Consider the following 12075-nt stretch of genomic DNA (forward strand, 5'->3'; position numbering starts at 1 on the left):
CACGCCATCGCGGGCGTAGGCCCGCTCCTACGGACTGTGGCGATGCGGGGGATACCCCACCCGTAGGAGCGCACCTACGTGCGCGATCGCGGCCGGGGCCTGGATGACCCGGCACAGGCCATCGCGGGCGTAGGCCCGCTCCTACGGGGAGACCCTGAACGGTCCGGGGTGGGCTTGTTGCACTGCAACAAACGGCCCGCTATGCTGCACCGCACCAATCCGGGAATCCGCCCGGATGGCCCGTCGGGAGATCCCCATGTACCAGCAGATCAACGAACAGTTCGCCGCTGCGTCGCGCCAGTTCGCCGACGCCGCCGTCCGCGCCCAGCGCCTGGCCCTGGACAACGCCGAGGCCGTGGTCGGCCTGCAGCTGGCCGCGTTCGAGCAGAATGCCGCCGCCGGCCTGGCCTGGCTCGAGGAAGCAGGCGCCGCCCGTGACTTCGAGGCCCTGAAGGCCGTGTCGCAGAAGGGCGTGCAGATCGCCCGCGAGAACACCGAGCGCGCGCTCGGCGTCGGCCGCGAGGTGCTCGAGCGCAACCTCAAGACCGGCGAGGCGCTGGCCGGCATCGCCAAGACCCAGGCCGAGTCCGCCGTCGCCCAGGCCCGCGAGGGCGTGGACGAGGTGACCAAGGCCGCCGCCAAGGCCGCCCGCGCCAAGTAATCGCGTTCCACGTGACAAGGGCCGGGTGACACCGGCCACAGCGCGGACTCTCTCCCCGCGCGACCCCCGGAACCCGGCAGCCTGCTGCCGGGTTTTTTTATGGGAAGGGAAAAGGGGTCAGGTTCAATTCCGCGCGGCGGAAACGAACCTGACCCCCCTTTCTTGTTCCCGCTCAGTACTCCGGCGCCGGTCGGGTACTCGCCGCGGCCTTCGCCCGCGCCGCCGCCTTGTGGTGGTCGCGCCCGATCAGCAGGTAGATCACCGGCACCACGAACAGGGTGAACACGGTGCCGATCGACATGCCGCCCACGATCACCAGGCCGATCTGGTTGCGCGACTCCGCGCCGGCGCCCTCGGCGATCGCCAGCGGCAGCGCGCCGAACACCATCGCGCCGGTGGTCATCAGGATCGGGCGCAGGCGCAGCGAGGCGGCCTCGACGACCGCGTCGAACTTCGTCCGCCCCTGCTCCTGCAGCTGGTTGGAGAACTCGACGATCAGGATGCCGTGCTTGGCGATCAGGCCCACCAGGGTGATCACGCCGATCTGCGAGTAGATGTTCCAGCTGCCGTGCCCGCTGAGCTTGAGCAGCAGGAACGCGCCGAACGCCGCCAGCGGCACCGCCAGCAGGATCACGAACGGATCCACCCAGCTTTCGAACTGCGCGGCCAGCACCAGGAAGATGAAGGCCAGCGCCAGCGCGAAGATCAGCGCGAAGTCGCTGGACGACTCGCGGAACTCGCGGCTCTGTCCGGTCAGGTCGTACAGCGCGTCCGGGGCGACCTCCTCGAGCGCGCCCTCCATCCACTCCAGCGCCTCGCCCATCGAGTAGCCGGGCGCCAGGCCCGCGCTGATCGTCGCCGAGCGCAGCTTGTTGAAGTGGTTGAGCTCCTTGGCGGCCACGCCTTCCTCGACGTCGACCAGGTTCGAGAGCTGCACCATCGAGCCGCCGGCGCCGCGCACGTAGATGTTGCTCAGGTCGCCCGGCGTGCGGCGATCCGCGTCCTCGACCTGCAGCAGCACGTCGTACTGCTCCGAACCCTTCTTGAAGCGCGTGACCTGGCGGCCGCCGAGCAGCGTCTCGAGCGTGCGGCCGACGTCCGACACCGAGCTGCCGACGGCGGCGACCTTCTCGCGGTCCACGTCCAGACGCAGCTGCGGCTTGTCCAGCTTCAGGCTGCTGTCGGGGTTGGTGAGGTTCGGGTTCTCGGCCATCTTGGCCAGCATCGCCTGCATCGTCTGGCCCAGCTCGTCCCACGAGCCGGTGGTCTGGACGACGAAGCTCACCGGCTGGCCGAAGCCCTCCTGGCCCAGCGGCGGCGGCAGGGTCGGGAACGCCATGATCCCGGGGATGCCCATGAACTGCGGGAAGAACTGCTGCTGCACGTCGGCCGTCGACACGTCCCGCTCGGACCAGTCGTCGAGCATCACGAAGCCGATCGTGTTGGTCACCGCCGGGAACCCGACGATCTGGAAGTACTGCTGCACGTTCGGGTGCTGCGAGAAGATGCCTTCCATCATCCGCGCGTAGCGGTCGGTGTACTCGGGCGTCGCGCCCTCGGGCGCCATGCCGAAGCCGATGACGAAGCCCTGGTCCTCCTGCGGCGCGAGCTCCTCGGGCAGCGAGAGGAACAGCGCCAGCGCACCGGCGAACACCAGCGCGGCGACGCCGACCACCGCCCACCGCAGCCGCAGCGCGAGGCCCAGGATGCGCTTGTAGCCGCGGTCCAGCGCGCGCAGCGCGCGCTCGCCCGTCTCGTACAGGCGCCCGTGCGTCTTCTCCTGCCTGAGCAGCCTGGAAGACATCATCGGCGACAGCGTCAGAGCCACGAAGCCCGACACCAGCACCGCGCCGGCCAGCGTGAGCGCGAACTCGACGAACAGCCGCCCGGTGCGCCCGGTCGAGAACGCCAGCGGGACGTAGACCGCCGCCAGCGTCAGGGTCATCGCGATGATCGCGAAGCCAATCTCCTTGCTGCCCTTGAGCGCCGCCTCGAAGGGCGGCATGCCCTCCTCGACGTGCCGGTAGATGTTCTCCAGCATCACGATGGCGTCGTCCACCACCAGGCCGATCGCCAGCACCATCGCCAGCAGGGTGAGCGTGTTGATCGTGAAGCCGAACGCGAACATCAGCGCGAACGCGCCGACCAGCGACAGCGGGATCGTCACCAGCGGGATGAGCGTGGCGCGCCAGCTGCGCAGGAACAGGAAGATCACCAGCACGACCAGCAGCACGGCCTCGGCGACGGTCTTGTAGACCTCCTCGATCGACTTCTCGATGAAGACCGTGGAGTCGAAGGCGATCTCCACCTTCATGCCCTCGGGGAGCGTCTGCTGGATCCTCGGCAGCATCTCCTTCAGGCCGGCGGAGATGTCGAGCGGATTGGCCACCGCCTGCTTGACCACCGCCAGCGGCACCGCGTTGACGCCGTTGTAGCGGGCGCGGAAGCGCTGCTCCTGCGCGCCGAGTTCGACCCGCGCGACGTCGCGCAGGCGCACCAGGTAGCCGTCGGACTCGCCCAGGATCACCGCGCCGAACTGCTCGGGCGTCTGCAGGTCGGTCTCCGACAGCACGGTGAACTCGCGGTCGGTGCCCTCGACGCGGCCGGCGGGGATCTCGACGTTCTGCGCGCGCAGCGCGGACTCCACGTCCGCCGGCGTCAGCCCGAAGCCCGCCAGGCGCTGCGGCTGCAGCCACACGCGCATCGCGTAGGTACTGGCATAGACCTGCGCCTGCGCCACGCCCGGGATGGTCTGGATGCGGTCCTTGACCAGCCGTTCGGCGGTGTCGGCCAGTTCGACGTTGCTGTGGCGGTCGGAGGAGAACGCCAGGTAGATGATCGGCTGCTGGTCGGCCTCCTGCTTCTGGATGATCGGCTCGTTGGCCTCCTCCGGCAGGAACCCGCGCGCCTGGCCGACGCGGTCGCGCACGTCGGCGGCCGCGCCGTCCGGGTCACGATCCAGGTTGAAGCGGATGGTCACCTGGCTGGACTGCTCGCGGCTGACCGAGCTGATGAAGTCGATGCCCTCGACACCCGAGAGCGCGTCCTCGATCGGCTGGGTGATCTGCGACTCGATCACCTGCGCGCTGGCGCCCGGGTAGCCGGTATTGACCGTCACCACCGGGGTGTCGACGTTGGGGATCAGGCGCACCGGCAGGCGCGTGTAGGCGATCACGCCGACCAGCAGCACCACCAGGTTGATGACCGTGGCGAAGACCGGGCGGCGGATGGAGATGTCGGACAGGACCATGCGGACCTCGATGTCTTGGGGGTCGCCCGGCGACCGGGCGCGGCGCGCGTCGCGCGCGCGGTTCGCCTCAGCCGGCGTCCTGCGGCGTCTCGTCGGCCGGCGTCTCGGCGGCCTCGGGCGGCGCGGCGCCATCCGGCGCGGCGTCGCCCGCCGGCGCGCCCTCGCCCGGCGGCGGCAGCACCATCACGCCGGCGCCGTCGAACATCATCGGCTTGGCCTGGCCGGCGGTGATCACCACGTCGCCGGCCTGCAGGCCGCTGGTGACCTCGACCTTGCCCGGCACGCGCGCGCCGGTCTCCACGACCGTGCGCTTGGCCTTGCCGTCGACCACGGCGTAGACGAAGCGCTCCTCGCCCTGCTGCATCAGCGCCTGCTCCGGCACCAGGAGTGCCTGCGTCCCGCCCCCGCCCAGCTGCAGGCGCGCGAACTGGCCAGGCAGCAGCCGGCCATCGGGATTGGCGACGCGCGCGCGCAGCTGGACGCTGCGGCTGGCCCGGTCGACGGTGGGCGCGATCGCGATCACTTCGCCGCCGAACACGTCGCCAGGGTAGGCATCGACCGTGACCTGGATCGGCTGGCCGGGGCGCAGCGACTGCAGCCGCGTTTCCGGCACGCTGAAGTCGACCTCGATCGGATCGGTGCGCACCAGCGTGACCATTTCGTCGCCGGCGCTGACGAAGTCGCCCACGCTCACCTCGCGCAGTCCCACCTGCCCGGCGAACGGCGCGCGCAGCGTCATCTTCGACAGCGCGGCCTGCGCCGAGGCCACCCGGGCCCGGTCGACGGCGCGCTGCGCGGTGAGCTGGTCGTAGTCGGCACGTGCGATCAGCTTCTCGCCGATCAGCTGCTCGGCCCGCGCCGCGGCGGCATTGCTGTTGGCCAGGTTGGCCTGCGCCTCGGCGAGCGCGGCGCGCGCCACGTCCGAGTCCAGGCTGAAGAGCGGCTGCCCGGCCGACACGCGCCCGCCCTCGGCGAAGTGGATGCGCACGATCCGCCCGGCGACTTCCGGCCGCACCACCACGGATTCGTCGGCGCGCAGGCTGCCCACGGTCTGCAGGCCGGCGCTGAGCGACTCCGGTTCCAGCGTGACCGCCTCGACCGGCAACTGCATGCCGCCCGGCGGGCCACCCGCCGCGGCGGCGCCACCCTCTGCGGCGTCGTCGGAACACGCCGCCAGGCTCGCTGCGAGCAGGCTGGCGGACAGGAGGAGCGTCAGGGGGCTGCGCATGCGCGACCTCGCGGGATGCGTGGAAGGGGATTCTTGAACCGGCGAGTTTACCATTGCGCATCGCCGGCAAGCGTGCCGGAAGTCAGGGCCGCGCGGCCGCGGCAGCCGGGTTCGACGGGCGGACGCCGCGCGGAACGGCCACTGCCCCGGGGCAGGACGGATTCCGCGGCGTGCGCCGGCCGTCAGCCCGGTTCCGGATGCAGCGCGCCGGCCAGCGCCACGGGATCGGGCGAACCCGAATGCGGCAGCCGGCCCCAGCACGGTGCCTCGAGCCGGCCCTCGAGCAGGCGCATGTTGTCGTCGGCGCGCTGCATCGCGGGGTCCACGTCGCTCGCGATCCAGCCGGCCAGCCGGCAGCCGTCGGCCGCGATCGCGCGCGCCGACAGGATCGCGTGGTTGAGGCAGCCCAGGCGCAGGCCGACCACCAGCACGACGGGCAGGTCGAGCGCACGGACGAGGTCGGCCTGCCACAGCGAAGGCGCGAGCGGCGCGGCCCAGCCGCCGACGCCCTCGACCACGACGGCATCCGCCGCGCGCCGGAGCCGGTCGTAGGCCGCGAGGATCGGCGGCAGCACGACGTCGACCCCGGCATCGCGGGCCGCCAATTCGGGCGCGAGCGGATTGGGCAGCGCGTAGGGATTCACGTCGGCGTATTCGGGCCGCGGGTCGCTCGCCGCCTGCAGGGCGAGGGCGTCCTCGTTGCGCCACTGGCCGTCGATCAGTTCGCTGCCGCTCGCCAGCGGCTTCATGCCGGCGACGCGGTGGCCGCGCGCGCGCCACGCGTGCAGCAGCGCGCAGCTCGCCAGGGTCTTGCCGACGCCGGTGTCGGTGCCGGTGACGAACACGGCGACGGAGGGATCGTCCGCCATGGCTCAGGCCCCGCGCAGGGCGAGCAGCCGGTCGACGCGCCTGGACATCGCGATGCCGTAGACCGGCAGCACGAGGCCGAGCAGGCCGTAGACCAGCCCCGGCAGCGCGCGCATCCACGGCGCGTCGCGCGGCAGCAGCAGCGCCACCAGGATCGACACGAGCGCGCAGGCCACGAGGATGCCGTGGACGACCACCTCCGACCGCGCCACCAGCCTTTCGGCCGCGTCCAGTTGCAGGTGCGCCGCCCGGCGCAGGGCATGCAGGTTGAGCGCGAGCATGATCCCGGACAGCACCGCGAACCCCACGCCGTAGATCACGAAGATCGCCTTGAACTGCCCCAGGCTCTCCACCCGGAACTCGCTCGGCGCCCAGCCATTGGTGAAGAAGTGCATGGCCGCCGACATCACCATCCGCAGCGGGAAGACGTAGAAGAGAGTGGCCGCGACCAGCGCCAGGCTCATGGCCACCACCGGGCCGTCCTCGAAGCCGAAGCGGCGGCTGAAGCGGTGGTGCGAGAGCCAGAACAGCAGCAGGATCATGAAGCCCGCCAGGAACGCCGGCAGGCGCCGCAGCGCGTCGTACAGCTCGTCGAAACTCGAGGGCATGGCGTCGAAGGACACGACGAGCAGCGTGGCCGCGAACGCGAACGCGGCGTCGACGAACGTCTCCAGCCGCGTCACCGCCTCGCCGCGCAGCCGGAAGCCCTGGTGCACCTGCAGTCGATCCAGTCGCATGCGATCCCTCCCCGGATGCCCGCGGAGGGTAGACTGCGCGGATGTTCGCCGCCACCGCCCTGTCCGGCAGCAAGCCGGAGCAATACGCGCAGCTGCTCGACCAGGCACGCGCCCTGATGGCCTGGGAAACCGACCGGATCGCCAACGCCGCCAACCTGTCGGCCCTGCTGTTCAACGGGCTGCCGCAGCTCAACTGGGCGGGGTTCTACTTCTTCGATGGCCGGGAACTGGTCGTCGGCCCGTTTCAGGGATTACCTGCATGCGTCCGCATCCCGCTCGACAAGGGGGTGTGTGGCGCGGCGGCGCGTACTGGGCGGACGCAGCGGATCGCGGACGTCGAGGCGTTCCCGGGGCACATCGCCTGCGATTCGGCGTCGCGATCGGAACTGGTCGTGCCGTTGCGCCGCAACGAGGCCCTCGTCGGCGTGCTGGACCTGGACAGTCCGGTCGTCGATCGTTTCGATGCCGACGACCAGGCCGGCATCGAGGCCATCGCCCAGGCGTGGGTGGACACGCTGGGCTGAGCCACCCCGCGGGACACGGCGGGCTGGTGCACACCCAGACGCGGAGGCCCCCGATGGACCCAGCGACCCCGAAACTGCGCAACATCGGCCCGAAGTCCGCCGCGTGGCTTCGACAGGTCGGCCTGCACACGCCCGAGGAGCTCGCCGAGGCCGGCCCGGTCGAGGCCTTCATGCGCATCAAGCGTGCCGGCTTCAAGCCGAGCATGAACCTGTTGTACTCACTCGAGGGCGCGCTGCTGGACTGCCACTGGCAGGAGGTGCCGGAAGCCCGGCGGCAGCAGCTCGTCGAGGCCGCCCAGGCCCGGATCGCGGACCTGCCGCCCCCGCGCTACAAGCCCGCGCCGTCGCCCGTGACCACCATCGTCACCGCCGACAACGAATGAGCGCTGTCCCCACGGGGCCGCGGCGCGTACACTGCCCGCGCTTCGAGGTGACCCGGCGGCGCTCGCCAACGGGTTGAAACGGGAAGCCGGTGACGCCGTCGCGCTGCGCGCGACGACCAGTCCGGCGCTGCCCCCGCAACGGTAAGCGCGCGCCCCGCATCGGCGGGGGCGGCCACGGCATCCGCCACTGTGCATCGCACGGGAAGGCGCCGGGGCCAAGGCACGGGTCCGCCCGCGCCCGCCCGCGAGTCCGGAGACCGGCCTTGGAGTCGACTGGTTGCGATGCGGAGGGCGTCGCGGCGTAGTGCCGCGCCGCCGGCCTCCGCATGCGTCCCCTGCCGTCGCGATCCCACCCCGACCCACGCACACGGGTGTGTGCGCGATGGAGATCCGCGATGCCGAAGACCGTTCCGAACGTTTCCCCCCGCCCGCTGGCCCTGGCGCTGGCAGCGATGGCGCTCCCCGCGGCCGCCGCCGCGCAGGACGCCGCCACCGACCTGGACCGTGTCCAGGTCACCGCCACCCGGACCGCGAGCACGGTGGACGAGGCGCTCGCCGCCGTCGAAGTGATCGACCGCGCCGACATCGAGCGCAGCCAGGCGACCTCCCTGCCCGACCTGCTGCGCGGCCGCGCCGGCATCTCGCTGGTCAACCAGGGCGGCGCCGGCAAGCTCACCACCCTGTTCATGCGTGGCGCCGAGTCGGACCACGTGCTGGTGCTGGTGGACGGCGTGCGCATGGGCTCGGCGACGTCCGGCCTGGTGGCATTCCAGGACATCCCGCTGGAGATGATCGAGCGCGTGGAGATCGTGCGCGGGCCGCGTTCGAGCCTGTACGGCTCGGAGGCGATCGGCGGCGTCATCCAGCTGTTCACGCGCCGCGGCCGCGAAGGGGTGCGCACGCGCCTGTCGGCGGGCGCCGGCAGCCACGGCCAGGCCTTCGGCAGCGCGGGCATCGACGTCGGCGGCGACGCCGGCTGGTTCGGCGCCGACGCCGCCTACCGCAACGACGAGGGCATCGATGCGTGCCGCGTCGCCCGACCGTCGCCATTCTCGGGCGGTTGCTTCATCTTCCTGCCCGAGCCCGACCGCGACGGCTACCGCAACCGCTCGCTGTCGCTGCGTGCGGGCACGGAAGGCGACGGATACGCGTTCGACGTGCGCGCGCTGCATGCCGACGGCCGCAACGCGTACGACGGCGACTTCCAGAACCTGTCGAAGGCCACCCAGCAGGTGTTCGGCGCCAATGGCCGCTGGCAGGCAAGCGACGCGGTGTCGGTCCGCGCCGTCGTCGGCCGCAACACCGACGCATCCGACAATTACCTGGACAAGGACGGCGCGTTCCTCGACATGGGGTACTTCGACACCGATCGCGACAGCGCCGGCGTGCAGGCCGACGTGGCGATAGCCGCCGGCCAGGCGCTGACGCTCGGCGTGGACTGGATCCGCGACCGCGTGGACAGCAGCAATGCGTTCGACGCGACCGCGCGCCGCACGCACGCCGGCTACGTGCAGTACCAGGGCGAATTCGGCGCGCACGCCGTGCAGGCGGCCGTGCGCCGCGACGACGACAGCCAGTTCGGCGGCCGCACCACGGGCAACCTGGCCTGGGGCCTGGGCTTCGGCGACGGGTGGCGGGTGACCGCGGGCGCGGGCACCGCGTTCAAGGCGCCCACCTTCAACGAGCTGTACTACCCTTTCTTCGGCAACCCGGCGCTGCGCCCCGAGCGCGCGCGCAGCGTCGAGGCCGGCCTGCGCCGCGACGGCGCGGTGCTCGACTGGCGCATCGACGCCTACGACACCGACGTCGACGACCTGATCGCCTACGACGCCGCGCTGGGCCTGCCGAACAACATCGAGCGCGCCCGCATGCGCGGCGCGGAGCTGGGCGTGGCGGCGGACCTCGCGGGCTGGCAGGTCGATGCGTCGTTGAGCGTGCTGGACACCGAACAGCGCGAAGGCGCCAACGCCGGCAACGAACTGCCCCGGCGCGCACGCCATTCGGCCCGGCTCGACCTCGATCGCGGGTTCGGTGCGTTTACGCTCGGCGCCACGGTGGTGGCGGAAGGGTCGCGCCACGACGACGTGGCGAACACCCGGCGGCTCGCGTCGTACGCCACCTTCGACGTGCGCGCGGAGTGGGCGTTGTCGCCGTCGTGGACGCTGCAGGGCCGCGTCGCGAACCTGTTCGACGCCGACTACGAGACCACCTCGTTCTACCGCCAGCCCGGCCGAGAGTGGCTGCTGACGCTGCGCTACGCGGGCCGCTGAGCGACCGCGGCCAAGGACGACGGGCGACGGGCGGCGGGCGACGGGCGACGGGCGACGGGCGACGGGCGACGCGAACAGACTGCATCCACCTGTCGTCCCGAGCAAAGCGAGGGACCTGCTTTGCGACCGCGCCTACGTGCCGGAAAAGCAGGTTCCTCACTGCGTTCGGAACGACAGGGGCGGTTGGGCGCGAGGGGGCCCGGAACTTGGCGCGTGTCCCGGGTGGCAGACGCGTGGCGGAACGGCCCGCCCCGGAAGGGGCGGGCCCTGCGCTCACTCGACGGTGACCGACTTCGCCAGGTTGCGCGGCTTGTCCACGTCGGTGCCCCGCGCAAGCGCGGCGTGGTACGCCAGCAGTTGCACCGGGATCACGTGCATCACCGGCGAGAGCAGCCCGATGTGGCGTGGCGCGCGGATCACGTGCACGCCCTCGGACGCCTTGAAGCTGCTGTCCTCGTCGGTGAACACATACATCTCGCCGCCGCGCGCGCGCACTTCCTGGATGTTGGACTTCACCTTCTCCAGCAGCCGGTCGTTGGGCGCGATGACCACGACCGGCATGTCGGCGTCGACCAGCGCCAGCGGCCCGTGCTTGAGCTCGCCGGCCGGGTAGGCCTCGGCGTGGATGTAGGAGATCTCCTTGAGCTTGAGCGCGCCCTCGAGCGCGATCGGGTAGTGCACGCCGCGGCCGAGGAACAGGGCGTGCTCCTTGGACGCGAAACGCTCGGCCCAGCGCATGATCTGCGGCTCCAGGTTCAGCGCGTGCTGCACGCTGCCCGGCAGGTGGCGCAGCGCGTCGACGAAGCCGGCTTCCTCCCCGGCATCCAGCCGGCCGCGCAGCTTGGCCAAGGTCGCGGTCAGGGTGAACAGCGCGACCAGCTGCGTGGTGAACGCCTTGGTCGAGGCCACGCCGATCTCGGCGCCCGCGCGGGTGTAGTAGACCAAGCGGCTGGCGCGCGGGATCGCGCTTTCGGGCACGTTGCAGATCGACAGCGTGCGCGACTGGCCGAGCGCCTTGGCCTGCTTGAGGGCCTCCATCGTGTCCAGCGTCTCGCCGGACTGGGAAATGGTGACCACGAGCTGGTCCGGGTCGGCCACCGCGTCGCGGTAGCGGTACTCGCTGGCGATCTCGACGCTGCACGGCAGCCCGGCGAGCGCCTCGATCCAGTAGCGCGCGGTCATGCCCGCGTAGTAGCTGGTGCCGCAGGCGAGGATCTGCACCGACGACACCCCGTCGAGCACCGACGCGGCGTCCTTGCCGAACAGTTCCGCCGAGAAGCCATCGTTGTCGATCACCGCCTCGATGGTGTCGGCGATCGCGCGCGGCTGCTCGTGGATCTCCTTCTGCATGAAGTGGCGGTACGGACCGAGTTCGAGGGAGGCCAGCGACACGTCGGACACGTGCACGTCGCGGTCGACCGCGGCGCCCGACGCCTCGAACACGCGCACCGAGTCGCGCGTGACCTCGGCGGTGTCGCCCTCCTCAAGGAAGACCACCCGGCGGGTGGCCTGCAGGATCGCGGACACGTCGCTGGCGATGAAGTTCTCGCCCTCGCCCAGGCCGACCAGCAGCGGGCAGCCCATGCGCGCGGCGACCATGCGGCCGGGGTCGCGCTTGTCGATCACGGCGATCGCGTATGCGCCTTCCAGTTCGCGCACCGCGGCCTGCACCGCGGCCAGCAGGTCGAGCCCGCCTGACTGGTGGTGGTGGACCAGGTGGGCGATCACTTCGGTGTCGGTCTGCGAGTCGAACGCGTAGCCCAACGCCTGCAGGCGCTCGCGCTGTTCGTCGTGGTTCTCGATGATCCCGTTGTGCACCAGCGCCAGCGTGTCGTGGCTGACGTGCGGATGCGCGTTGCCCTCGGTCACGCCGCCGTGCGTCGCCCAGCGCGTGTGGCCAATGCCCAGGTGCGCGGACAGGCCCTCGGCGGCGGCGGCGTCCGCCATTTCCGACACGCGGCCGGTGCGGCGCACGCGCCGGACGGCCTCGCCGTCGAACACGGCGATGCCGGCCGAGTCGTAGCCACGGTATTCCAGCCGCTTGAGGCCCTCGACGAGGACCGGGACCACATCGCGATCAGCGATCGCGCCGACGATGCCGCACATGCACGGACGCTCCTGCTCCGGGGCGCGCAGTGTAGCGGTTCGGCGGCGC

General features: G+C 71.5%; 9 protein-coding genes and 1 riboswitch. Of the genes, 4 read left to right on the top strand and 5 right to left on the bottom strand.

What is annotated here, in order from left to right; genetic code table 11:
- Positions 1-256 precede the first annotated feature (256 nt).
- The gene (locus tag ACYU7H_RS04430; protein ID WP_460812793.1) at positions 257-661 is read left to right on the top strand and encodes a phasin family protein; all 405 of its coding nucleotides are present in this window, start codon (positions 257-259) and stop codon (positions 659-661) included.
- Positions 662-833: 172 nt separating this feature from the next.
- Here the strand turns inward: ACYU7H_RS04430 and ACYU7H_RS04435 are convergent, their stop codons facing one another.
- The 4 genes from ACYU7H_RS04435 to ACYU7H_RS04450 form a co-directional block, all read right to left on the bottom strand.
- Entirely contained in the window at positions 834-3911 is a 3078-nt protein-coding gene (locus ACYU7H_RS04435; RefSeq protein WP_460812795.1) for an efflux RND transporter permease subunit, read from the bottom strand.
- A gap of 67 nt (positions 3912-3978) precedes the next feature.
- Complete coding sequence (locus tag ACYU7H_RS04440; protein WP_460812796.1) at positions 3979-5139, bottom strand: efflux RND transporter periplasmic adaptor subunit; 1161 nt, start codon at positions 5137-5139, stop codon at positions 3979-3981.
- A gap of 182 nt (positions 5140-5321) precedes the next feature.
- Positions 5322-6008, bottom strand: a complete 687-nt coding sequence (bioD, locus tag ACYU7H_RS04445; protein WP_460812797.1) for a dethiobiotin synthase — start codon at positions 6006-6008, stop codon at positions 5322-5324.
- Positions 6009-6011: 3 nt separating this feature from the next.
- The gene (locus tag ACYU7H_RS04450) at positions 6012-6743 is read right to left on the bottom strand and encodes a TMEM175 family protein (protein WP_460812799.1); all 732 of its coding nucleotides are present in this window, start codon (positions 6741-6743) and stop codon (positions 6012-6014) included.
- Positions 6744-6784: 41 nt separating this feature from the next.
- Between ACYU7H_RS04450 and ACYU7H_RS04455 the strand changes: the two genes are divergently transcribed.
- The 3 genes from ACYU7H_RS04455 to btuB all read left to right on the top strand — a co-directional run bounded on the left by ACYU7H_RS04455 (position 6785) and on the right by btuB (position 9920).
- Positions 6785-7267 (top strand): GAF domain-containing protein, encoded by a 483-nt coding sequence (locus ACYU7H_RS04455; RefSeq protein WP_460812800.1) that lies wholly within the window; start codon positions 6785-6787, stop codon positions 7265-7267.
- 53 nt (positions 7268-7320) lie between these two features.
- Positions 7321-7650: a TfoX/Sxy family protein gene (locus ACYU7H_RS04460; RefSeq protein WP_460812802.1), complete on the top strand. Its 330-nt coding sequence runs from the start codon at positions 7321-7323 to the stop codon at positions 7648-7650.
- A gap of 28 nt (positions 7651-7678) precedes the next feature.
- A riboswitch (cobalamin riboswitch) is annotated at positions 7679-7930 on the top strand.
- Positions 7931-8045: 115 nt separating this feature from the next.
- Positions 8046-9920: a TonB-dependent vitamin B12 receptor gene (btuB, locus tag ACYU7H_RS04465; protein WP_460812803.1), complete on the top strand. Its 1875-nt coding sequence runs from the start codon at positions 8046-8048 to the stop codon at positions 9918-9920.
- 273 nt (positions 9921-10193) lie between these two features.
- Here btuB and glmS read toward each other — a convergent pair whose 3' ends face one another.
- Positions 10194-12026 carry a glutamine--fructose-6-phosphate transaminase (isomerizing) gene (gene glmS / locus ACYU7H_RS04470; protein WP_460812805.1) on the bottom strand — a complete coding sequence of 611 codons (1833 nt, stop codon included), beginning with the start codon at positions 12024-12026 and terminating at the stop codon, positions 10194-10196.
- Positions 12027-12075: the final 49 nt, after the last annotated feature.

Source organism: Luteimonas pelagia (assembly GCF_054776035.1).

Bases quoted from the DNA above. Each gene is read 5' to 3' on its own strand.
- ACYU7H_RS04450 (WP_460812799.1), bottom strand. From the start codon at position 6,743: ATGCGACTGGATCGACTGCAGGTGCACCAGGGCTTCCGGCTGCGCGGC.
- ACYU7H_RS04435 (WP_460812795.1), bottom strand. From the start codon at position 3,911: ATGGTCCTGTCCGACATCTCCATCCGCCGCCCGGTCTTCGCCACGGTC.
- glmS (WP_460812805.1), bottom strand. From the start codon at position 12,026: ATGTGCGGCATCGTCGGCGCGATCGCTGATCGCGATGTGGTCCCGGTC.
- btuB (WP_460812803.1), top strand. From the start codon at position 8,046: ATGCCGAAGACCGTTCCGAACGTTTCCCCCCGCCCGCTGGCCCTGGCG.
- bioD (WP_460812797.1), bottom strand. From the start codon at position 6,008: ATGGCGGACGATCCCTCCGTCGCCGTGTTCGTCACCGGCACCGACACC.
- ACYU7H_RS04430 (WP_460812793.1), top strand. From the start codon at position 257: ATGTACCAGCAGATCAACGAACAGTTCGCCGCTGCGTCGCGCCAGTTC.
- ACYU7H_RS04460 (WP_460812802.1), top strand. From the start codon at position 7,321: ATGGACCCAGCGACCCCGAAACTGCGCAACATCGGCCCGAAGTCCGCC.
- ACYU7H_RS04455 (WP_460812800.1), top strand. From the start codon at position 6,785: ATGTTCGCCGCCACCGCCCTGTCCGGCAGCAAGCCGGAGCAATACGCG.
- ACYU7H_RS04440 (WP_460812796.1), bottom strand. From the start codon at position 5,139: ATGCGCAGCCCCCTGACGCTCCTCCTGTCCGCCAGCCTGCTCGCAGCG.